Origin of the sequence: Flavobacterium psychraerolatum (assembly GCF_025960985.1) — a bacterium.
Classification (GTDB): Bacteria; Bacteroidota; Bacteroidia; order Flavobacteriales; family Flavobacteriaceae; genus Flavobacterium.
Genome location: NZ_JAOQMX010000004.1, coordinates 128,848 through 151,880, shown reverse-complemented (window position 1 = coordinate 151,880; position 23,033 = coordinate 128,848). Strand labels below are relative to the sequence as shown.

Here is a 23,033-nt window from a genome sequence, read left to right as displayed (position 1 = left end):
GGTTTTGAAACGTTCAGAGAACTCTATGAGATTTTGACCTTTAAAAATTTCCATTATTTCTATGTTTTTCAATACTTTAAAGATATGAATTTAACTGCTTACCTCAAAAAATCTATTTGGAGTAATATAAGACAACAGTCCATCCTTCTTTAATATTTCCAAGCCTTTTTCGAAGAAAAATAAATACAAATCAACTGTCCCTTTAGCGATCTTGTATTTTGACTTTAAATAATTATATTCTGCTACAGTCGAATTTTTCTTAATGTCATTTGCATTAACGTAAGGTGGATTTCCTATAATTATATCAAAACCTCCTTTTTCAAATACGGAAAAGAATTCTTGTTGCCAATTAAATGCTTTATCACCAGCAACAGTTTTGCTTTTAATCAAACTATTTCCACATTTAATATTACTGTTTAAGTTGTTTAGTTTACGTCGTGGTTGCGCGGTACGTAACCACAGCGATAATTTGGCAATTTCTACACTTTCCTCGTTAAGGTCTACACCAAAAATATTATTTTCTAGAATGGTATTTTCAATATCGCTAAATACTAAGCCACCACCTAAAATTTTAGCTTTTAATTCGTCTATATAATTGTGCTCTTTTATTAGAAAATCTAACGCTTGGTTCAAGAACGCACCACTACCACAGGCGGGATCGCAAATGGTCAATTGTAGCAACCATTCTCTATACACATCTAAAGTTTCAACTAACTTTACAATCGTATTTTGCTGGCGGTTTTTTCTGCCTTTAAAATATTCTTCTTCTTTAAAACCCAGTTCATTTTTCTTTTCGTCACACAGTTTACCAATCGTATTCTCTACTATGTATTTGGTAATGTATTTTGGAGTGTAAAAAACACCATCTTTTTTACGTTTACTTGTTTGTTTATCAAAATCGCCACCTTCAATTTCGGCGTTTACGCTTTCAATTTCGTTAAGTGAATTTTCAAAAATATGTCCTAGTATGTTAACATCCACTTGACTTTCAAAATCGTATGATGCTAATGTTTGCGTATGCTTAAATAATAAGTCGTTGTCAATTTCTAATTTTTCCAGTAGTGTATCTTCCTTAAACAAACCACCGTTGTAGGCATAAATTTCGGCTCTATTTGTTGTCCCTTGTCTTCCGGTGTCAAGAAATTTAAAATATTGCTTGAACATATCGTAAAGCGGTCTTTCGTCACCAAAATCAACATCCGCTTTCCATTTGTTCAGGATTTGGATGGTACTATTGGGTGGTAACAAACCTCTGTCTTCGGCAAAAAATATAAACAAAAAACGATCTATTAACTTTTGAGATTTCTTGAATAGTGTAAGTTTCAGGTTTTTGTCTAGACGCAATTGTTCTGCCTTCGCTTCTTCATCCATTTCAGTAGCAGAAAAATCTAAAGTGCTTTTTAATTTCTTAGCGTTACGCTTTACTAAATCTCTAAACAATTCTCTCTTAAAAACAGAATAATCTTTGTAGAACTGCTTGGTAATTTGTTCTTCAATAATAATCGAAGCTTCTTTTATTTTTAAAGGAATGTTATTTAGAACATTGTCCTTTTGCAAACACAAATACAATACTTCAAAACGTTGTTCACTTAAGTCAAATAAATTAAACTCTTCGAACTCGGTAGCATCATTGATATAAAACCGCAGCTTTTCGTAATTAGAGGTAATTACATAAACACATTCTTTTTGATTGGCTTTGTAATCAAATGCTTGCTGACGTATGCTTTCTAAATCCTTTGTTTTGGTTCCCTTCAATTCTATCACTGCAACAGCAACTTCATTTTTTAGAATGGCGCCATCTGCTTTGCGTGAATTGGTTTGGTTTTTATACTCAGCTACTAAATCAAAATTAACATTGGGTTTCAAAGTGTAATCTAAAACATTGACAAATAATTCTGTTAGAAAAATACCTTGGTATTCCTCTTCTTTTGAATTGCGTATGTTGTCCTGGATAATTGGGTTTAAGAAGTACTTGATATACTTTTTGTACGCCTTACTTACTTTTGACTGCTCTAGTTGTTTAAGATGCTTATTAAGAACCGATTTTTGATATAATGCCATTTATTTGAAGAATGATTTTTTTAAAGTCTAAAAATAGTAATCTTTAACTGAACTTATTTTATTTGGACAATTATTTCCAAAAAAAAACACCCAACTTTACATTTTTGAGTGTAAAACTGGGCATTTTTATTGTAATTTATTGACTAACAATATCTGTTTTGTGTGGAGAATACCGGATTCGAACCGGTCACCTCTTGCCTGCCAGGCAAGCACTCTAGCCAAATGAGCTAATCCCCCAGTGCAATGCAAATATAACATAAATACGATAGTAAAAAATTATATTTTCAAATATCCAAAGTTTCATTTGAATATTTCTAACTTTACGAAAAACCAATTCATACCATGTCAATTCAAGACCCACAAGGAACATTAACCACCATTATCGACCACAACATAGCAACAGTGACTTTTGGTCATCCTGCTAGTAACTCTTTTCCCAGATCACTATTGGATGCACTGACGCAGGAGTTGCAAAACTTGAGTGAAGATTCAAATGTTTCAGTGATTTTACTACAAAGTACGGGAAGCAAAGCTTTTTGTGCAGGTGCTTCCTTTGACGAACTATTGGCGGTGGAGAACGAAGAACAAGGTTTTCATTTTTTCTCGGGATTTGCTAATTTGCTTAATGCCATGCGCAGCTGTTCCAAAATAATTGTAGGTCGCGTGCAAGGAAAAGCAGTCGGTGGCGGCGTCGGAATTATTGCTGCCTGTGACTACGTTTTTGCAACAGAAAATAGTGCTGTTAAATTATCTGAAATTGCCATCGGGATCGGACCATTCGTTATCGAACCCGCAGTAAGTAGAAAAATTGGGAAAACTGCCATGACCGAAATGACTTTGGCACCTGACCAATGGAAAACTGCACAATGGGCACAACAAAAAGGACTGTATGCAGAAGTCCTAAATGACATCGATAAACTTGACGATGCAGTTGTTTTATTTTCGAAAAAACTAGCCTCCTACCATCCAGAAGCTTTGTACGAAATGAAAAAAGTAATTTGGGAAGGCACTGAAAACTGGGAAACGTTGTTATACGAAAGAGCTAAAATTACCGGAAAATTAGTGCTATCTGATTTTACGAGAGCAGCCTTGAACCAATTTAAAAAATAGCACGTTGCTAGTTGATAAGATTAGTGAAGTTTTTAAATAAAAAAAAACGCATTCAACTTAATGAATGCGTTTCTATTATATAAGAAAATCTATTTCTAAAACTATCCTTTCAAACTTGCTGACAAGTATTCTCTGTTCATACGAGCGATGTTCTCTAGAGAAATACCTTTTGGACATTCTACTTCACATGCTCCTGTGTTGGTACAGTTACCAAAACCTTCTTCATCCATTTGTTTTACCATGTTCAAAACACGATCAACAGCTTCAATTTTACCTTGTGGTAATAAAGCATATTGAGATACTTTTGCCGCTACGAATAACATAGCCGAAGAGTTTTTACAGGTAGCTACACAAGCACCACAACCAATACAAGATGCTGCATCAAAAGCATGATCTGCGTCTTGTTTGTTGATCGGAATTGTATTTGCATCAACCGTATTACCAGATGTATTTACAGATATAAATCCACCAGCATGTTGAATTCTATCAAAAGAACTTCTGTTTACTACTAAATCTTTTACTACTGGGAACGCTGCAGAACGGAATGGCTCGATTGTAATCGTGTCCCCATCCTTAAACATACGCATGTGTAATTGACAAGTTGTAACTCCTCTATCTGGTCCATGTGCTTCTCCATTGATGAATAAAGAACACATACCGCAAATTCCTTCGCGACAATCGTGGTCAAAAGCTACCGGGTCACCACCAGTATTGATTTGTTGCTCATTGAATACGTCAAGCATTTCAAGGAATGACATATCAGGTTCAATTCCGTCGATTTTATAATCAACCATTGCTCCTTTATCTTGGGCGTTTTTTTGACGCCATATTTTTAATGTAAGTTTCATACTGTTTTAGTTTGAAAATCATAAAGTCGAAAGTCGAAAGTCACAAGACGATTTACTTTTGGCTTTTGACTAATTGCTATTTGTAATTTCTTTGAACTAGTTTAATCGCTTCAAAAACCAAAGGCTCTTTGTGTAAAACGGCTTCACTAGGTTTTCCTTTATACTCCCAAGCAGCAACGTAGGCAAAATTTTCGTCGTCACGAAGTGCTTCACCTTCTTCAGTTTGATATTCTTCACGGAAGTGACCTCCACAAGATTCATTACGGTGCAATGCATCTTTTGCGAACAATTCACCCAATTCTAAGAAATCGGCAACACGAGTCGCTTTTTCCAGTTCTTGATTGAATCCTTTATCTGTCCCAGGAACTCTTACGTCTTTGTAAAACTCATCTCTCAAAGCAGCAATTTCAGCAATAGCTTCATTCAAACCTTTAGCGTTACGAGCCATACCTACTTTATCCCACATGATTTTTCCTAATTTTCTATGGAAATAATCAACAGAATGAGTACCCTTATTATTCATAAATCTTTCAATCTGATCTTTCACTCCTTTTTCAGCAGCGTCAAATTCTGGCGTATTTGTTGGAATAGCACCCAATTTGATATCTGGAGCCAAATAAGCACCAATAGTATAAGGCAATACAAAATATCCATCGGCCAAACCTTGCATCAAAGCAGAAGCTCCCAAACGGTTAGCACCGTGATCAGAGAAGTTTGATTCTCCAATAGAGAAACATCCAGGAATTGTTGTCATCAAGTTATAATCAACCCAAGTTCCACCCATTGTGTAGTGAACCGCTGGGTAAATCATCATTGGTGATGTATATGGATCTTCATCAACGATTTTGTAATACATTTGGAATAAGTTCCCGTATTTACTACGAACGATATCAGTACCTAATTTAGTTACCAATGCATTATCATTTTCGTCCAATCCTTTAATATGAGCTTGTTCTTTTCCGTAACGTTGAATTGCAGCAGCAAAATCTAAGTAAACTGCTTCTCCAGTTTTGTTAACACCAAAACCGGCATCACATCTTTCCTTTGCAGCACGAGAGGCAACATCACGGGGTACTAAGTTACCAAAAGCAGGGTACCTTCTTTCTAAGTAGTAATCTCTTTCTGCCTCAGATAAGTCTTTAGCACTCTTTTTACCTTCACGAATCGCAACTGAATCTTCCAATTTTGCAGGAACCCATATACGTCCATCATTACGCAATGATTCTGACATCAACGTCAATTTTGACTGGTGATCTCCAGAAACTGGTATGCAAGTTGGGTGAATTTGTGTATAACAAGGATTCGCAAAGAAAGCTCCTTTTTTATGGATTTTCCAAGCTGCAGTAGCATTAGAACCCATTGCATTTGTTGACAAGAAGAAAACGTTTCCGTATCCACCTGAACCAATAACCACAGCGTGAGCTGAATGTCTTTCGATTTCACCTGTAATTAAGTTACGAGCGATAATCCCTCTTGCTTTTCCATCAACAATAACAAGATCAAGCATTTCGTGACGGTTGTGCATTTTTATTTTACCACGACCAATTTGGCGGTTCATTGCAGAGTAAGCTCCTAGCAATAATTGTTGTCCTGTTTGACCTTGTGCATAAAATGTACGTGAAACTAGAGCACCACCAAAAGAACGGTTATCCAATAATCCACCATATTCACGAGCCAATGGCACTCCTTGAGCCACACATTGGTCAATAATATTTGATGAAACTTCGGCCAAACGGTGTACGTTTGACTCACGAGCGCGATAATCTCCACCTTTTACAGTATCGTAGAACAATCTGTAAACAGAGTCACCGTCTCCTTTATAATTTTTTGCTGCATTGATTCCCCCTTGTGCTGCGATTGAGTGCGCACGACGTGGTGAATCTTGAAAGCAAAATGCTTTAACGTTATATCCTAGCTCTGCCAAAGTTGCTGCTGCAGAACCTCCAGCCAAACCTGTTCCAACAACAATAATATCAAGATTACGTTTGTTAGCAGGGTTTACTAGATTAATATGATCTTTATAATTTGTCCATTTGTCCGCAATTGGGCCATTTGGTATTTTTGAATCTAATGCCATTACAATTGAATATTAATGAGTGAAATGATGAAATAATGCAACAAATACAAATCCTAGCGGAATGATAATCGCGAAACCTAATCCGAAATTTTGCAATCCTTTAGTGTATTTGTTATTTGCTCCTACTGACTGAAAAGAAGAGCTAAACCCGTGTTGTAAGTGCAAAGACAACAATACAAAAGATATACAGTACAATGCAGTACGTACAGGACTTTCAAACTTCTCTGCTAACTCATGATAGTATCTTGTTTCATTCAACGGTGAAAATTCTACATATTTGTAAACCATCTCCGGAAACCAGAAATCATAAAAATGTAGCCCTAAAAACGCCAAAATCACAGAGCCAGAGATAATCATGTTACGTGATGCCCAACTTGCATTTGCAGCTCCATTGTAACTTGCATAACCAATTGGTCTCGCGTTGTTGTTTTGAATATTCAAAACAAACCCCATAATGAAGTGAAAAATCACTCCAACAATAAGAATTGGCTGAATAACAAACTGAACCAATGGATTATTTCCCATGAAATGAGAAATAGAATTGAATACAGACTCACTAAAAACCGAAGTCATATTGATAAAAAAATGCTGTGCTAGAAACAACATCAAAAATAGTCCTGAAAGTGCCATAGCTACTTTTTTAGCTATTGACGATTTCAATAATCCAGATTTTGCCATAATATTTATAGAATATAATTTAAAAAGTACACAAAAATAAGGGAAAAAGGCACCAACTACAACCTTTTCGGTATTATTTATAATCATTTTAAAGTGTTTAATCTTCGATAATAGCAAAGCACACAAATAAAAACACAACACACTACAATACAACTGATTAACCACTTTTAAACAGCTAAAAAAGCAAAAACAAGACTAATTCAACATTTCAGAATCGCTTAAATTTTACGCTTAAAAAAAAGAATATCGTAATTTATTAGTTTTAAAATTTCAAATCCTCAAACACACAAATATTGCTGATTTTGTGTAGAAAAATAAAAAACAACAGCCTGATATGCTTTCCTTACATCTTGTTAAAATAAAATCAACTGCAGCATTTGTTCTTTCAACTAGATTCAATTGCTTAAATTTGTTATCTAAAAATTATTTTACAATGAAATACCATTCTATAGACGCTACATTATTTGTCAAAAACCGAAGCAAATTTGCTGCCCAAATGAAACCGAACAGTGTTGCCATTTTTAACTCAAATGACATTTACCCTGTAAGTGCAGACAGTAGTTTGCCGTTTGCGCAACACCGCGATATTTTTTACCTATCAGGAATTGATCAAGAGGAAAGCATTTTACTTCTTTTTCCGGATGCTCCTTATGAGAACCAAAAAGAAATGCTATTCCTTAAAGAAACTAACGAACATATTGCTATTTGGGAAGGTGCAAAATTAAATAAAGAACAAGCTTTTGCTACCTCTGGTATCAAAACAGTACACTGGTTGCAAAACTTTGAAAAAGTATTGGCCGAACTTATGACGTATTCTGATACCATATACATAAACACAAACGAACATTACCGCGCAGTGGTAGAAACTGAAACACGCGAAGCTCGTTTTGTAAAATGGTGGAAAGAAAAATATCCAGCGCATTCGGTTGCCAAAAGCAATCCAATCTTACAGCGCATTCGATCAGTCAAAGAACCCGAAGAAATTGCTTTGATTCAAGAAGCTTGTAACATTACCGAAAAAGCATTTAGACGCATATTACCCTTCGTAAAACCAGGTGTAATGGAGTATGAAATCGAAGCCGAAATGATGCATGAGTTCCTACGCAGTCGTTCCAAAGGTTTTGCCTATACCCCAATCATTGCATCAGGTAACAGCGCCAACGTTTTACATTACATCGAAAACAACAAGGCTTGCAACGCGGGTGAATTAATATTGATGGATACTGCCGCCGAATATGCCAACTACTCTAGTGATTTAACGAGAACTATTCCGGTTTCTGGTCGTTATTCAGACAGACAAAAAGCAGTTTACAATGCTGTTCTTCGCGTTAAAAACGAAGCAACAAAAATGCTTACACCTGGTACTTTATGGAAACAGTATCATATTGAAGTAGGTAAAATAATGACCTCAGAATTGCTTGGACTAGGATTACTTGACAAAGCCGATGTACAAAATGAAGATCCAGAATGGCCCGCGTACAAAAAATATTTCATGCACGGAACCTCACATCACATGGGACTGGACACGCACGATTACGGAATCTTAACTGAGCCAATGCAAGCCAACATGGTCTTTACTGTAGAGCCCGGAATTTATATTCCTGCAGAAGGTTTCGGAATCCGTATTGAAGACGACGTTGTTATTCAAGCTACCGGAGAACCATTCAACTTAATGAAAAACATCCCGATCGAAGTGGACGAAATCGAGAGTTTGATGAATGCTTAATCTAAAAACTTAATCACTATGAGTAAAATAGCATTTCCCTCAAAAGCAGTATTTATGTGCAACGGCAGCAAATGCGGAAAACACAAAGAAGTAAAAAAATACATCAAGCAATTAAATAAAGAGAACGACAAAGAGGAGAAGATTGAAATCTTCAAAATGGAATGTTCCAATCGTTGCAAAGGAGCGCCAATAATGTTTTACCAGCCCGAAAATATTTGGCTTGAAAAAGCAGATGTTGACAGTTATAAAAACCTCATCGAGAAACAATAGTACAAAAAAAATGCTCTTATAGTTTTACAACTGTAAGAGCATTTTTATACTATTAAAAATCCTTATTCAACCGAACCGATTTTTGCAATTTGAACATCAAGTTCAAATTTGCCCGTAGCACTATCTTCATCTATCAAGTCAAAAAGTTCCAACGCTCTTCGTGCATTTCGTTCTTCTTCACGCTGTTCTACAACGTACCACATCATAAATTCTTCTGTGGCATAGTCATTTTCCAATCTACATTTTGCAATCACTTTATTAATCGCATTTGTAACAGCAATTTCGTTGTCAAGCGCAAGCTCAAACACCGATTTGAACGAAGCAAATTCTTGCTGTACTTCACCAACAGTTGGTGTGATCGCAATTCCGCCCACTTCATTAATGTATTTAAAAATTTTAAGAAAGTGCGAACGCTCTTCCTCTGCTTGACTATACATGTAACCCGCTGTATTGGCAAAACCATTTCTATCCAACCATGAAGCCATGGCTAAATATTTATTCGAAGCGTCACTTTCAATTTTTGACTGTAAGTTTAATATATTTTCGACCCCTTCTTGCAAAGAAGAGTTTGTTCTCAATAAATCTTTCATAATTTTACTCTTTATAGAGTAAAGTTACAAAAAATTATAGCAAGATAAGAGAACCAAGCATCTTTTGTATTTATTCTAAATTAACATACTACACAAGATTAACATACTACACAAGTTCGGTACTTATAATCGAATTGAGCAGCGAATGCAAACTAAGGGTAAATTTAGTTCCGTTTAATAATTCTCTGAGTTGAACTATTTCACAAATGGTCAAGTTTCTAGAAAAATTTCTTTTGGTAGTTTCAATCAATTGCGCATCTGATTGATCCGACAAATCGTAAAGCATGTCCAAAATCATTACACTATTCACCTTTCTCTGAAAAATTAAAAAATCTTGTACTTTGTATTTTGAACTGGTCCCAACAAAATTAATTACAATACTATTCGTTAGGTCGCATTGGTAACTATAACCATTTACTGTCTCAAACAACACGTTACTTTTCAATTGATTACACTCTGACATTGTACTACTTTTTTTTAACGTCACAAATTTAAATAATTTAAATCAAACAACAGTCTTTTTTCTATTATAATTAAGACTAATTTTAAATAAGATATTTTTTCTTTAAATTCTCTCTTGAAACATACTAATTTTTAGGAGCAGAATAATTCAATTTCATAACAAACTTGCCTCCTGCTGTCCGCTATATCTCTTGTTCCGCTAACGCTTCACAACAGGATGCCGCTACCATCAGGGCTACTAAGTACTCCTCTTTTCCATAAGCCTATTTTTACCAAATTGTTAAATACTTCAAAAGTCCTTTTTGTAATTTTCGAAAAAGATGTATCTTTTCGCTTACTAATACAGAACAACTACTTAAAATAATAGCCTTATGCAAGCACACGAAATAGATTATGAAATATTTGGAGAAGAAATGCAATATGTCGAAATCGAGCTCGACCCACAAGAAGTGGTTGTAGCCGAGGCCGGCAGTTTCATGATGATGGACAACAATATTCAAATGCAAACCATCTTTGGTGACGGATCCAATCAACAAGGTGGCGTATTAGGAAAATTACTTAGTGCAGGAAAACGCGTGCTCACAGGAGAAAGTCTTTTTATGACAGCTTTTGTAAATCAGAATAATGGAAAAGCCAAGGTTTCTTTTGCTTCTCCTTATCCTGGTAAAATTCTAGCAATTGATTTGAACCAATTTGAAGGTAAATTCATTTGTCAAAAGAGTGCTTTTTTATGTGCTGCCAAAGGAGTCTCGATCGGAATTGAATTTTCAAAAAAACTAGGACGCGGCCTTTTTGGTGGCGAAGGATTTATCATGACCAAAATCGAGGGCGATGGAATGGCATTCATACATTCAGGAGGAACATTGGCAAAGAAAGATTTGCAACCAGGCGAAGTTTTAAAAGTAGACACGGGTTGTATTGTCGGTTTTACCAAAGACGTGGATTATGATATTGAATTTATCGGTGGTATCAAGAACTCTATTTTTGGTGGCGAAGGATTATTTTATGCCACGCTTCGTGGTCCAGGAACCGTTTATATTCAATCTTTACCTTTTTCTAGATTGGCTGACAGAATCATAGCATCTGCACCAAAAGCAGGTGGAGATAGCCGTGGCGAAGGAAGTATTCTAGGCGGACTCGGTAGCTTATTGGATGGTGATAATCGCTTTTAATAACTCCTATTTCTAAAAAACAACCCTCCTAGGGTTTAGAACCCTAGGAGGGTTAATCGCGATTTTTATTTCTATTCTTCACGTACTTACATTGCCCCAGACAGAAACGACAGCCCTGACTGAAAAACATTATTTTTTGCGGGAGTAGCAGAGCGACCAAAGGAAGCTCCTGCTACGACCTAGCAAAAAAAATGTTTTGATGGAAGGCTATAGTGGATGACTGGATTAGGCCCTGAAAAAGATTGTTATTAAATGAAGCATAACTTTTGAAAGCTGTTGTTTTCTAGCAAATAATAAAATTTTACCTTTGTGCGAGTCAACTTTAATTTACAATTTTGAACCAAATTCAGCACAAAAACATTTCTATTTCATTCACAGATTCGGGCAAAGGGACAGCTATCATCTTACTGCATGGTTTTCTTGAAAATAAGCAAATGTGGAATTCATTTATACCCGAAATTTCGAATAAAAACCGCGTGATTACGATTGATTTGTTGGGACATGGAGATACGGAATGCATGAGTTACGTTCATACAATGGAGGATAATGCAGACGCTGTTCATGCTGTACTCACCCATTTGCGTATACGCAAAGCTGTCTTTGTTGGTCATTCTATGGGCGGTTATGTTTCCTTAGCTTTTGCCGAATTATTTCCAGAGTCTGTCAAAGGTTTGGTATTACTCAATTCTACTTCAAGAGCAGATAGTGAGGAGCGCAAAACAAATCGCGACCGTGCTATCAAGGCGGTAAAACAATCGTATGTAAATTTTATTTCGCTTTCTATCGCTAATTTGTTTAGTGAGGGCAACCGAGAACGACTGATTAATGAAATTAATTATGTAAAAAAAGAAGCGCTAAAAACTCCCCTCCAAGGTATAGTTGCCTCTCTTGAAGGTATGAAAATACGCATTGATCGTGAGGTTTTATTGCATTTGACTCCTTATCCCAAAATGTTGATTCTTGGCAAAAAAGACCCTGTACTACCTTATGACGAAACTAAGTCTCAAATCGATGAAACCCAAGTTCAACTTGTAACTTTTCCTGACGGGCATATGAGCTATATTGAAAATAAAATTGAACTGACTGCGGTTTTATTGAAGTTTTTTAAAAGCATTTAATAAAAAACTATCTCTAAAATTGAAATCCCTGCAATCCTAGTAAAACCTTTTCAAAGTGAGAATTAAATCAAAAATGTTAATAGAAAATCATTAATCAGAAATACTCCTAAATCTTCTCCTCAAACGGAATGTTTTCATCAAGAATTTCACCTAGTAACAATACCAATTGTTCTAAGAATTGATCCATGATTACTTTGTCAATTTTATAATTATCTATTTTCCCATCTTTAAAATTAAAGGGCAAAAACCCTGATTTCAAATTTTTGAACGAAATGATTCCAACTTCGATATCTTTTTCACCTGCGTCATGCTCATACATAAATGCATACGTTAGAACTTGAATAATTTTGTCGTATTTGATGTCATCAATTAATCCGTTCCATGTTTTTAGGACTACAGATGATTTTTCTACTTTACCCGTTTTGTAATCTATAATTCGTACTACGGGTGGTGCACCGTTTACAGATCTTTCTTCGATTCTATCGACATTTCCTTTAATCAATACTGGAAATGGTAATGATGGATGACTTAATAAACGCTCAAAAGTAGCTTCAAGAGCGATAATTTTAATGGTATCACCTGCTTTGATACTCTCTAACTCAACTTTCAAAAAATTAGAAACATTACGTTTGGCAACTTCAAAAGCCAATAGGTTCCGACCTTTTTTGATTTCGCCCTCTTTATAGACAATTTTGAATTGTTTTAAAACCTCAGCATCAATGAGCTTGAAGGCGTCTACGATGTTGGCTTCTGAGATAAATTTACCCACAAAAGGATCGTACAGTGCCTTTAGCGTTTCATGTATGATCGTTCCCAGTGTATTAAGTGCGATATTCTCTTCTACTTCCTCAACCTCACGAATACGAACAATTTTCTGAAAGTAAAACTGCATTGGATTGCGGATGTAACTCGTCAAAGCTGATGGAGAAAAACCAGCTCTCGCTATTTCTTTCAAGCGTTCCATCACCTTAGGTGACTTTTCTACAATCATTGGCGAATAAGCCGTTTCCGGTACTACTGCATTGTATATTTCTTGTGTTAGGCTATGTTTGTCTTGCTTTTCTACTTCGAGTTGCGTGATAAAACGGCTTCGTTCACCAGCATCAAGTCCGTCACTCTCGGTATTATACAACAAATACACATTTTTGGCACGTTGTAGTAAATGGTAGAAGTGATAGGTATAAATGGCATCTTTCTCTTTGAAAGTGGGTAAACCTAATTCACGTTTTACATCATACGGGATGAAAGAATTTTGAGATTTTCCAGCTGGAAATTTCCCTTCGTTCATTGAGGTCACAATCACGGTATCAAAATCTAGCACACGACTCTCCAGAACTCCCATAATTTGCAAACCGTTCAAAGGCTCTCCTTCAAAGGAAACCTCCGCTAGATCTATTATCTGTTTGTAAATTGCATGAAGTGTATCTATCTTATCAATATCGGGATGTGAGCTGTAGTAATTAATCAGTTTATTAATTACTTTGAAAATAGCATAAATAAAAGATTTCGTAATTTTCTCTTCTTCATTATCATTACTCAAATTATTTTTGATGGTAATTAATAATTGCGAAACTGATTCTAAAACTGCCACAGATCCTTTTACCCATTTTTGAAATAAAAGCAAAAATAAATCAGTGGAATTTTGACTTAGCTCCATTACTTTTTGATGCGTGATGAACGTATAATTGTTCTCATTGATGATTTTAACCAACTTGGCTGTTCCTGCATAAGGCTCTACCAATGGATGTGTCAAAATATCAAGTACATCTTTGTAATAAAACACATAATTCTTGCCATTTCGCGACAAAGCATTGGTGTGCATCTTGAATAATTTGGCAATCAAAATTTGTGCAGGATTATTTTTACCAGAATAGCCCATGGTAATATTTAGCGCTCCTACACTAGCAGGTAGTGCATACAAAAGCGGAATCAAAACATTTTCTTCACCTAAAACAATTGCGACTTTGTCTAAGTTTGCTGTTGGATTATCTTGAATAATTTTTTCGATAATACTACCCGCTATTTTAGCTTGTCCAATGGTTTTGGGCGTACCAATGACTTGTATGTTTTTAGTTTGCGAAAACTCGTCTACAATCCATTCAAAAGGATTGGTTTTATAGTGTTTCCATGATTTCTTGAAACGTCTGAGAAACAATCCTGCATCATGGTAAGGATCATTTAAAAAAGTTTGATCGGCATCCCAAAGTATTTCTGCTTTGTCAACAAGAATTAATTGCTGAATAATTTTCTCTTCGGAAGCATTTAAGGCATTGAAACCAGCAAACACATAAAAATCATCACTTATTGACTTTGAAAAGGCGGGGAGATTATTTACAGCTTCTCGGTAAATAAGACCTTGATAGCCTGTTTTTTTTGTTAACAAATGATCGTATAGGGCTTCATAATATTTTGGGAGTAGTTTCCAAAAATCAATGTAATTCTCCAGCAACTGGGTTTTATTTTCGACTTCTATTCCCCATTTCTTTATATCTTCAATGTCTTTTAGGTATGACAGGACATGCTTTGGATCGAGTAGATAGCGATCGATTTCATTAAAATCTTGCAAAAGAGTTTTGGCCCAATTAGCAAAAAGCTCAAACGACTGTTGTTGTGCTTTTGCAGTAATTGACAAATAAACTTCGTAAAATTCAAACAACAAAGCAATGGGATCAACGGAGCGGATACCTGCTATATCCTGAATAAAATCCTCAATACTAATAATTTTTGGAGCTCGAATATTAGAATTGATTTGTTTTTTTAGCGCTTCTAATAAAAATACCTTAGCTCTTTTGTTAGGCAAAACAATTGTAGTATGGTTGAATTGTTCTGTTTTTTTACTCAACAAATGAGTGGCAATTTTATCTAAAAAAGGTGTATTTGTCATTCTATAAAAATAAAAAAACGCCCCGATAAATCGGAGCGTTCTTAGTATTTATTTTGAAGAAAAATTATTTCTTAATCAAAGAAACTTCAACCCTTCTGTTTTCAGCTTTTCCTTTAGCCGTTTTGTTAGAAGAAATTGGTTTTGTTTCACCGTATCCAACAGATTTCAATCTATCAGTATTGATCCCATTTTCAACTAAGTAAGATCTTACTGCCGTTGCTCTGTTTTCAGACAATGTTTGGTTCAATGCATTACTACCATCACTATCAGTATGACCTTCGATCATAAAGTCTGTGTTTGGATATTCTTTAAGAATATTTGCAACTGAAGTCAATACAGTGTAAGATTGAGATTTGAAAGAAGATTTTCCTGAATCAAACAAAATAGTTTTACCATATTCGTTCAATTGTTTGATCACTTCAACAGTTACTTCAGGACATCCTTTGTTACTTGCTGGACCAGCTACTTTAGGACAAGCGTCATCTTTGTCTAATACACCATCGCTATCAGTATCAGGCCATGGGCATCCGCCGTTTGCTTTATCTCCTTTTACTTTTGGACATTTGTCTACGTTATCAGCTACACCATCTCCGTCAGAATCTGGACATCCTTTCATTGCTTTTGTACCAGCTTCGTTTGGACAAGCATCCTCTGCATCAGTAACACCGTCACCGTCAGCATCTGGACAACCATTTAATGCAGCAACACCAGCAACCTCTGGACAAGCATCATCTTTATCAGCAATACCATCTCCATCAGAATCTGGACAACCGTTAAATTGCTTCAATCCTTTTACATCTGGACAAGCATCATCTTTATCATATACTCCATCTCCGTCAGTATCTTTTCCTCCAAATTTGAAAGTAAGACCAACAGTATGTTGGAAATGACCTGGTGCATCTGGCTTACCAGACCCATCAACTCTATCTCCACCAAAAATATCAGCACCTTTGTAAGTTGTACCAATAGATAAACCAACAACATCAGAGAACCAGAAGTTGAAACCAGCTCCTAAGTTCAAAGTACCAAAGCTGCTATCACCTAAGAAAGTATAACCTCCACCTAAACCAACGTAAGGTTCAACTACTTTTGATTGAATCATTTCCATGAAACTGTATTTCACGATACCATCAATACCGTAGTACATCAAGTCATTAGGATTACTAGTGTCAAAATTTCCTGTAATACTATTGTAATCTACAAATTTTGAAATCTTGTTTACAGATCCTTGTACTCCAACAGAAAAATTATTTCCTACTGATCTAGTAACACTTACATAAGAGATAGATGGAAGAATGTTCCAGTTATCTTTAATTTTAAATGCTTGAGAAAAATGATCATTCATGAATCCTTTTGGACTGTCAGCCGATGTTCTTGTATCTACTGCATTCACCCCAAATGAGATAGCCCATGGGTTATTGCTGTCTTGCGCCTGAGACGTTAGTCCAGTCATCATCAAAGCAGCAACTAAGAGTTTGTTAAGATGTTTCATACTTATTTATTTTAATTACAATTTAGTTAATTGCAAACAAAAGTAATACCAAAAATTTTAACAACAAAACAGATTATCAAAAAACACGATTTGAAGGATCAAAAAACACTTATTTTCCACCAAAAGTTCACATTTAAATGGAAATAGCGAAAAATCAACAAGAAAAACTGTTTTTCATTATCAATTCAACAACTCATTCGAAAATAAAAACACAACAATAACCTATTGACTATCAAGAAATATCCAATTTTATTTAAGCCTAATAATCTTATTAAAAAAAGATCTTATTGCACAAGTATTACTTCTACTAGATTACCAATATATACCAAGGACTTTTGAATGACTTTATACCCCATGTTTTCTATTGCTAATTGATACATCTGTAATTGCTTTTGATATTTAGTATTGTGTGCTCCTGTTTTATAATCTAGCAGTAACATTTCATTATTTGCGGTTAAGACCATTCGATCTGGCTTCACAAGACCTCCTTGTTTCTGAATAATCATTTGCTCATTCATCACCTCATTGCCTTCCTCAAAAAATGCAATCAAATCTTTGTGTTCTATTATTCCTTCAACTGTTTTTTGAACTGTTTCTTTTTGCCCCAAATGGATTAGGCCTTCTTCTACAGCTTTGGATATTGCAAAGCCAATATCTTTTTTGGTTTTTATAAATGATAAAATCTCATGAACTACATTTCCATAAGCAATAGACTCTTGCTGATGAGTACCCCACATCAAGGCCTCTCGTTGCGCTATTTTTATGTTTTTAAAATCCAAAAGATCTCGTACTACCGGAATTGTTTTAGAAGTATCAACATGCACTTGAATAGGCGATAATTTCACTGGATTTCCCCACGGATAGTCCAATTTTTCTGGATCAAAATCTGCAAATTGTTGTATGTAGTGAATAAAAAAGGCTGACATATTATCATCCTTAACTTCGCCTTTTGACGTTAAATTACAACTTGAAATTACATATAACTGCTCTTCGGCACGGGTCAAAGCTACGTACAAGACATTTATGTTATCCAATAATTCTTCTTGTTTTTTTTGATCATAAACAGCCTTTGCCTCTTCTCCAAAACCTTCCACTGCTTTGTTATTATCGATTAATACTTTTGGCAAACCCAAAAGCGTTTCATCGGTATTCAACCACAATTTATCTTTCGGCTTCTTGATATAGTCTTCTTCTGCGAATGGAAAAATAACTACCGGAAACTCTAATCCTTTGGATTTATGAATGGTCATAATTCGAACTGCATTATTTCCTTCTGGTGACGGAATGCTAAATTTACCGGAATTCTTTTCCCAGAAACTTAAGAAATCAGCTATCCCTGCTTGGTTGCGAACATCACGTTCTAACACGATGTCTAGAAAGTATTGCACGTAAGCCCCCCCCGCCCCCGAAGGGGGAGCTGCCGCAGAAGTCTGATGATTATTTTCGACCCCTTGAGGTATAGGAAAGCTTATAAATTTCTTTACAATAATCTCTACCGTTTCGTACAGTGATTTCTTTCGAATGTTTTGAAACGAAAGCGAAATTCCAAAGGTAGCTAACCAAGCTTCAAAATCGAGTTCAGCTTTAAGCTCCATTCCTTTAAAGATGAAATCATGTGTTGGTAATTGATCTTGGTTGTGCTGAGCTAAATAATACAAGAAATTAGCTTTTGCTTCAGCATCGGAACTATTGTGGAGGTACTGTAATAAATTGATAATAAAACGCACCTCGGTCGCATTTTGAATCATTAAAGTTTCTGAAGACAATAAGGGAATTTTTTGCTCGGTCAAATAATTGGCCACAGCGATTCCTTGGCTTCGTTTGCGGGTGAGTATAACGATGTCTTTGTATTGAAAGCCTTGTAGTAACACTTTCTGAATAGTATGCAAGGTAGCTTGCACAAACAAATCATCTTTACTTAATGGATCTTCGGACTCGTCTTCTACTTCTTCTATTTTTGGAATGAACGATATATTTACGTAACCACCTATTTTATCATTGGTTTTTTGATGCGAATGATTTTCATATAAATCCTTATAATCAGGATGTACAAATTCTGAAGAAAGCATTTTGAAGAAAGCATTATTAAAACCAATTACCTCTGAATAACTACGGTAATTCATATCCAAATGGACTAGATTTTTGTCCGGATTACTAAATGGGTTACTATCTTTACTTAAATCAATAAATTGCTCCGCTTTACCTCCACGCCAACGATAAATGGATTGTTTAGGATCTCCCACAATCATCAAAGTTCCTTTTACTCCATAATCATCTTGACCTGCAAGTGCATTATCAATTAACGGAATTAAATTCTGCCACTGCATCTCGGAAGTATCTTGGAATTCATCTATAAAAAAGTGTCGGTAGCGCTCCCCTAATCGCTCGTATATAAAAGGAGCAGGTTGATTCTGAATCTCACGATGAATAATAGCGTTAAATTCAGAAATCGACAAAACATTTTGTTCCTCTTGAATTTTGGCTAGTTCATTACTAACTGTATTAAGTAAGGAGAGTGGTGTAATATTTTTAAGGAATGCTTGGTAAAAATCCCTTTTGGCAAAGTTTTCATAAATTACAACAAGACTTTGCAGTAATTCCGGAATAATGCTTTCGATATTATCCCGGTCTTTGGCGGTTTTATTGATTTTTATATCGTCTACTTCGTGATAAGTTTTATTAGTGGGATTGAATTTTCCGTCTACTATACTTTGAATGTGTTTAGGGAAATATTGCCCTGAAAAGGATTTGAGGTCAATTCCGTTTTGGTCGATTAAAGACAAGAGTACTTGTGCTAATTCTTTGTTTTTTTCGTCGATTTCTTTGCAGACTACAACAAGTTTCTTTTTAATTTCTACAAACTCAGCTATGGTTTTATCTTTGAAATGCAAAATTTCATTGTGATGATTTTCATTAAGCACCAATTTCCCTGTTTCCATAATTTCACGCGAAATGTCCCAAGATTTGTCGTCATCGGTTTTCTCCATGGTGAAATCGATAAGCAATTTGGTTAACGTTTCGTCCTCGCCTGCTTGCGCAATAAGTGCATCTACGGCTTCAGTCAATAGATTTTCGGTATCCAAAGTCACTTCAAAAGTCATTGGAAGGTTCAAATCATGTGCGAAAGTACGAATTACTTTATGTGTAAATTTATCTATAGTCGAAATATCAAAAGCAGCGTAATTATGAATGATGTGCTTGATGATGTGTTGTGCCTTGATTTTAATTTCGATTAAGGACATACCTATTGGTTCCTCTTGCCATTGGTCAAGATTATTCTCTTTTCGCTTACCATTTATCATGTCTTGCATCAAACCCATCGCTTTGGAAGAAGGTTCGTCCTTTGCAAACTCAGATAAACTTCCTACGATACGGGTTTTCATTTCGTGCACCGCTTTGTTGGTAAATGTAATAGCCAAAATATTACGATAAGCATCGTTTTTGGGTGCAGTAAGAATAATTTTGAGGTATTCTTTGACTAAGGCATACGTTTTACCAGACCCTGCAGATGCGTCGTATATGGAGAAAGAATTTCTTTGCATGATGAAAAATAATTAACGATTTTTGATGTTCTAATTTTGTGCTAAAATGAATTTTATTGATAACAAAAAGCTACCTATATCTAGTCGTTACTCTTAGAGCAAAACTTAATAGTGTACTCTCTGTTATTACTTGAAAACTAAATTTCCTATTCGCACTTTGTCCTAGCCCCGATAGGAGCGGCATCCTTTTCTTGCCTTTTTTTGGCAAGAAAAGATATAGCGGATAGCGGGAAATAGCTCCAAAAAAAACTTTGACTCTTTAGGTTTTTGTATTTTTGCTTATATAATGTTTAAAAGTAGTATTTTTGCAGTATGGAAACAAATAGACAGAAAAAAATAGGTGGGGTAATCCAAAAAGATTTGGTGGATATCCTGCAAGGTGAAGTGAGAAAGAATGGCGTGACCAATTTGATTATTTCGGTATCAAAAGTGGCTGTAACTTCAGATTTGTCTGTGGCTACGGTATATTTGAGTATTTTTCCTCAAGAGAAAGCTCAAGAAATATTAGAAGGAATTAAGTCGAATAGCAAAATGATTAAGCATGATTTGGCACAGCGCGTGAGCAAGCAATTGAGACGTGTTCCCAACTTAGTGTTCTTTGTAGATGACTCTTTGGATTATATTGAGAAAATTAATAATGCCATGAAAAATCAAGAAAACCCAATTGAAAATAGAGATTTACTAGACAAAAGACGTTTTCAATAGGATTTGAATTTCCCACTTTACATAGCGCAGCGCTACCTGCGTAGCAACAGTAAAAATAGCGCCATCAATATTATCAACCGCATCGCGAGTATGGGAATTATTGTTGGGGCTCTTGCTTTGTTTGTGGTATTATCTGTGTTTAGTGGGTTGAAAGAATTTAGTCTTTCGTTTACGAATAACATTGACCCCGACTTAAAGATTAACAGTACACTTGGGAAATCTTTTGAGGTGACTCCTACTCAAGAAAGTCAAATTAAAAAAATTGCTGGCATTGCTTCTTACTCCAAAATCATTGAAGAGCGTGTTTTGTTTGTTTATGGTGACAAGCAAGAAGTAACGTATTTGAAAGGTGTAGACAGCCAATTCACAAAGGTGAATCCAATTGTTAAGTCACTATACAATGGGCAGTGGTTTGCATACAATACGGCTCAAGTAGTCGTGGGTTACGGACTGGCTCAAAAATTCTCAATGGGCTTATTGGATTTTAATACGAACCTTGAGGTCTTTGTCCCAAAACCAGGACGTGGAGGCATTAACTCTCCTGAGGATGCATTTAATAAAAGCACTATTTACCCGATTGGAATTTATGCGATAAGTGAAGACTTGGACTCTAAGTATGTTTTTGCTGACTTGGGCATGGCACAGGAATTATTGGAATACAATAAAAATCAAGTTTCTGGAATTGAATTTAAAGAGAATCCTGGAGCTGATGAAACGGCAATTACGGCTCAATTGAATGCTATTTTTCATAATAAAATTACAGTTAAAAACCGCGCGCAGCTAAACGAGTCACTCTACAAAATGCTGAATACGGAGAATATTGCCGTGTATTTGATATTTACTTTGGTGATTATTATTGCACTTTTCAATTTGATTGGTGCTTTGATTATGATGATTTTGGACAAAAAAGGAAACTTAAAAACCCTTTTTAACCTCGGTGTCGAAATTAAGAGTTTGCGGAAAATATTTTTATTACAAGGGACATTACTGAGTTTTTTTGGGGGATTAATTGGATTGGGGATTGGGATTGCTATTGTATTGTTCCAACAACATTTTGAACTAATTATGATTACACCTACGCTACCCTACCCCGTAGTTTTCTCCTTAGAAAATGTGGCAATTGTAATGGGAACCATTATGGTTCTTGGTTTTATTGCATCACTTATAGCAAGTAGTAGGGTGAGCGAGAAATTGCTGTCGTGATTTTTGCATAAAAGAGGCCTATTGGAAATGAACCTCTTCAAATCAATTGATAGCTTTTACATAAAAAAAATTAATTATTATACAGATACGTAACCAGCATATGCTTGTTCTATTTCGTTTAAAATAGAAAATAATTCCAATGGATTATCTTCTGTAACTAATTGTTGTTTAAAAGGTTTAAACGAATGAATCCCTTTGAAATAATTGGTGTAATGCGGACGAGTTTCTACAATTCCTAATCGTTCTCCTTTCCATTCCATTGCCCATGTTAAGTGGTTGCGTACGGCTTCTACCCTATCGGCGACAGTAGGTTTGGCCAAATGTTCCCCTGTTTTAAAGAAATGTTTGATTTCGTTAAAAATCCATGGATAACCAATGGCGGCACGACCAATCATGATTCCGTCAATACCGTATTCATTTTTATATTGTAATGCTTTCTCGGGGCTGTCAATGTCTCCGTTACCAAAAATAGGCATGGTAATTCTAGGATTATTTTTGACACGTGCAATGTGTGACCAGTCTGAATGGCCTTTGTACATTTGGGCGCGTGTACGAGCATGGATGCTCAAAGCTGCCACACCAATATCTTGCAATCTCTCGGCAACTTCATCAATATTAATCGAACTGTCATCCCAACCCAAACGAGTTTTTACCGTTACTGGCAAATGAGTACTATCAATTACGGCTTGTGTTAGGCGAATCATCAAATCTACATCTTTCAATACACCTGCACCAGCACCTTTACAAACTACTTTTTTTACAGGGCAACCAAAGTTTATGTCAATAATATCTGGATTTACAGTAGAAACGATTTTAGACGAAAGTGCCATTGCTTCTTCATCACCACCAAAAATCTGAATTCCGACTGGTCTTTCATAATCGAAAATATCCAATTTCATTCGGCTTTTGATGGCGTCACGAATTAAACCTTCCGAGGAAATAAATTCAGAGTACATCATGTCGGCGCCATGCATTTTACACAATCTACGGTAAGGTGGATCGCTCACATCTTCCATAGGTGCCAGTAATAATGGAAAATCGGGTAATTCTATGTTGCCAATCTTAATCATCTGCTTTAATTTTGTGCAAAATTAC

General features: G+C 35.6%; 17 protein-coding genes and 1 tRNA gene. 7 read left to right on the top strand and 11 right to left on the bottom strand.

Annotation, left to right across the window (positions count from 1 at the left end):
• Window positions 1–90: 90 nt before the first annotated feature.
• Window positions 91–2,061: a BREX-1 system adenine-specific DNA-methyltransferase PglX gene (locus tag M2326_RS03170; RefSeq protein WP_264618101.1), complete on the bottom strand. Its 1,971-nt coding sequence runs from the start codon at window positions 2,059–2,061 to the stop codon at window positions 91–93.
• A 163-nt stretch (window positions 2,062–2,224) separates the two neighbouring features.
• A tRNA-Ala gene (locus M2326_RS03165) sits at window positions 2,225–2,298 on the bottom strand.
• Between the two features lie 105 nt (window positions 2,299–2,403).
• On the opposite strand from M2326_RS03165, the gene M2326_RS03160 reads away from it, so the two are divergent.
• Window positions 2,404–3,171: an enoyl-CoA hydratase/isomerase family protein gene (locus M2326_RS03160; protein WP_264618100.1), complete on the top strand. Its 768-nt coding sequence runs from the start codon at window positions 2,404–2,406 to the stop codon at window positions 3,169–3,171.
• A gap of 101 nt (window positions 3,172–3,272) precedes the next feature.
• Here M2326_RS03160 and M2326_RS03155 read toward each other — a convergent pair whose 3' ends face one another.
• The 3 genes from M2326_RS03155 to M2326_RS03145 form a co-directional block, all read right to left on the bottom strand.
• Window positions 3,273–4,019, bottom strand: a complete 747-nt coding sequence (locus tag M2326_RS03155; protein ID WP_264618099.1) for a succinate dehydrogenase/fumarate reductase iron-sulfur subunit — start codon at window positions 4,017–4,019, stop codon at window positions 3,273–3,275.
• 76 nt (window positions 4,020–4,095) lie between these two features.
• Entirely contained in the window at window positions 4,096–6,096 is a 2,001-nt protein-coding gene (locus tag M2326_RS03150) for a fumarate reductase/succinate dehydrogenase flavoprotein subunit (RefSeq protein ID WP_264618098.1), read from the bottom strand.
• A 12-nt stretch (window positions 6,097–6,108) separates the two neighbouring features.
• On the bottom strand, window positions 6,109–6,774 hold the full coding sequence (locus M2326_RS03145; protein ID WP_264618103.1) for a succinate dehydrogenase cytochrome b subunit: 666 nt from the start codon (window positions 6,772–6,774) through the stop codon (window positions 6,109–6,111).
• A gap of 433 nt (window positions 6,775–7,207) precedes the next feature.
• Between M2326_RS03145 and M2326_RS03140 the strand changes: the two genes are divergently transcribed.
• Together M2326_RS03140 and M2326_RS03135 are read left to right on the top strand one after the other, a co-directional pair.
• Window positions 7,208–8,500, top strand: coding sequence for an aminopeptidase P family protein (locus tag M2326_RS03140; RefSeq protein ID WP_264618097.1), 1,293 nt, complete (start codon window positions 7,208–7,210; stop codon window positions 8,498–8,500).
• Window positions 8,501–8,518: 18 nt separating this feature from the next.
• A complete protein-coding gene (locus M2326_RS03135) occupies window positions 8,519–8,770 on the top strand; it encodes a (2Fe-2S) ferredoxin domain-containing protein (RefSeq protein WP_264618096.1) in 252 nt (83 codons plus the stop codon).
• Between the two features lie 62 nt (window positions 8,771–8,832).
• On the opposite strand, the gene M2326_RS03130 is transcribed toward M2326_RS03135, so the two are convergent.
• On the bottom strand, window positions 8,833–9,360 hold the full coding sequence (locus M2326_RS03130; protein WP_264618095.1) for a ferritin: 528 nt from the start codon (window positions 9,358–9,360) through the stop codon (window positions 8,833–8,835).
• A 106-nt stretch (window positions 9,361–9,466) separates the two neighbouring features.
• A complete protein-coding gene (locus tag M2326_RS03125) occupies window positions 9,467–9,823 on the bottom strand; it encodes a hypothetical protein (protein ID WP_264618094.1) in 357 nt (118 codons plus the stop codon).
• 370 nt (window positions 9,824–10,193) lie between these two features.
• Here M2326_RS03125 and M2326_RS03120 point away from each other — a divergent pair, with 370 nt between their 5' ends.
• Together M2326_RS03120 and M2326_RS03115 are read left to right on the top strand one after the other, a co-directional pair.
• Window positions 10,194–10,994 (top strand): TIGR00266 family protein, encoded by an 801-nt coding sequence (locus tag M2326_RS03120; protein ID WP_264618093.1) that lies wholly within the window; start codon window positions 10,194–10,196, stop codon window positions 10,992–10,994.
• A 335-nt stretch (window positions 10,995–11,329) separates the two neighbouring features.
• Complete coding sequence (locus M2326_RS03115) at window positions 11,330–12,112, top strand: alpha/beta fold hydrolase (protein ID WP_264618092.1); 783 nt, start codon at window positions 11,330–11,332, stop codon at window positions 12,110–12,112.
• Between the two features lie 106 nt (window positions 12,113–12,218).
• Here the strand turns inward: M2326_RS03115 and M2326_RS03110 are convergent, their stop codons facing one another.
• The 3 genes from M2326_RS03110 to M2326_RS03100 form a co-directional block, all read right to left on the bottom strand.
• Complete coding sequence (locus M2326_RS03110; RefSeq protein WP_264618091.1) at window positions 12,219–14,996, bottom strand: PD-(D/E)XK nuclease family protein; 2,778 nt, start codon at window positions 14,994–14,996, stop codon at window positions 12,219–12,221.
• A 64-nt stretch (window positions 14,997–15,060) separates the two neighbouring features.
• Window positions 15,061–16,488 carry an OmpA family protein gene (locus tag M2326_RS03105; RefSeq protein ID WP_264618090.1) on the bottom strand — a complete coding sequence of 476 codons (1,428 nt, stop codon included), beginning with the start codon at window positions 16,486–16,488 and terminating at the stop codon, window positions 15,061–15,063.
• A 284-nt stretch (window positions 16,489–16,772) separates the two neighbouring features.
• The gene (locus M2326_RS03100) at window positions 16,773–20,030 is read right to left on the bottom strand and encodes a UvrD-helicase domain-containing protein (RefSeq protein WP_264618089.1); all 3,258 of its coding nucleotides are present in this window, start codon (window positions 20,028–20,030) and stop codon (window positions 16,773–16,775) included.
• A gap of 312 nt (window positions 20,031–20,342) precedes the next feature.
• Between M2326_RS03100 and rbfA the strand changes: the two genes are divergently transcribed.
• Both rbfA and M2326_RS03090 read left to right on the top strand, forming a co-directional pair.
• The gene (rbfA, locus tag M2326_RS03095; RefSeq protein WP_264618088.1) at window positions 20,343–20,735 is read left to right on the top strand and encodes a 30S ribosome-binding factor RbfA; all 393 of its coding nucleotides are present in this window, start codon (window positions 20,343–20,345) and stop codon (window positions 20,733–20,735) included.
• A gap of 3 nt (window positions 20,736–20,738) precedes the next feature.
• Window positions 20,739–21,938, top strand: coding sequence for an ABC transporter permease (locus tag M2326_RS03090; protein WP_264618087.1), 1,200 nt, complete (start codon window positions 20,739–20,741; stop codon window positions 21,936–21,938).
• A 77-nt stretch (window positions 21,939–22,015) separates the two neighbouring features.
• Here the strand turns inward: M2326_RS03090 and dusB are convergent, their stop codons facing one another.
• Complete coding sequence (gene dusB / locus M2326_RS03085; protein ID WP_264618086.1) at window positions 22,016–23,008, bottom strand: tRNA dihydrouridine synthase DusB; 993 nt, start codon at window positions 23,006–23,008, stop codon at window positions 22,016–22,018.
• Between the last annotated feature and the right edge of the window lie 25 nt (window positions 23,009–23,033).

Bases quoted from the DNA above. Each gene is read 5' to 3' on its own strand.
- M2326_RS03120 (WP_264618093.1), top strand. From the start codon at position 10,194: ATGCAAGCACACGAAATAGATTATGAAATATTTGGAGAAGAAATGCAA.
- M2326_RS03135 (WP_264618096.1), top strand. From the start codon at position 8,519: ATGAGTAAAATAGCATTTCCCTCAAAAGCAGTATTTATGTGCAACGGC.
- M2326_RS03160 (WP_264618100.1), top strand. From the start codon at position 2,404: ATGTCAATTCAAGACCCACAAGGAACATTAACCACCATTATCGACCAC.
- M2326_RS03140 (WP_264618097.1), top strand. From the start codon at position 7,208: ATGAAATACCATTCTATAGACGCTACATTATTTGTCAAAAACCGAAGC.
- M2326_RS03125 (WP_264618094.1), bottom strand. From the start codon at position 9,823: ATGTCAGAGTGTAATCAATTGAAAAGTAACGTGTTGTTTGAGACAGTA.
- M2326_RS03130 (WP_264618095.1), bottom strand. From the start codon at position 9,360: ATGAAAGATTTATTGAGAACAAACTCTTCTTTGCAAGAAGGGGTCGAA.
- M2326_RS03170 (WP_264618101.1), bottom strand. From the start codon at position 2,061: ATGGCATTATATCAAAAATCGGTTCTTAATAAGCATCTTAAACAACTA.
- M2326_RS03155 (WP_264618099.1), bottom strand. From the start codon at position 4,019: ATGAAACTTACATTAAAAATATGGCGTCAAAAAAACGCCCAAGATAAA.
- M2326_RS03105 (WP_264618090.1), bottom strand. From the start codon at position 16,488: ATGAAACATCTTAACAAACTCTTAGTTGCTGCTTTGATGATGACTGGA.
- M2326_RS03110 (WP_264618091.1), bottom strand. From the start codon at position 14,996: ATGACAAATACACCTTTTTTAGATAAAATTGCCACTCATTTGTTGAGT.
- M2326_RS03150 (WP_264618098.1), bottom strand. From the start codon at position 6,096: ATGGCATTAGATTCAAAAATACCAAATGGCCCAATTGCGGACAAATGG.
- rbfA (WP_264618088.1), top strand. From the start codon at position 20,343: ATGGAAACAAATAGACAGAAAAAAATAGGTGGGGTAATCCAAAAAGAT.
- dusB (WP_264618086.1), bottom strand. From the start codon at position 23,008: ATGATTAAGATTGGCAACATAGAATTACCCGATTTTCCATTATTACTG.
- M2326_RS03145 (WP_264618103.1), bottom strand. From the start codon at position 6,774: ATGGCAAAATCTGGATTATTGAAATCGTCAATAGCTAAAAAAGTAGCT.
- M2326_RS03100 (WP_264618089.1), bottom strand. From the start codon at position 20,030: ATGCAAAGAAATTCTTTCTCCATATACGACGCATCTGCAGGGTCTGGT.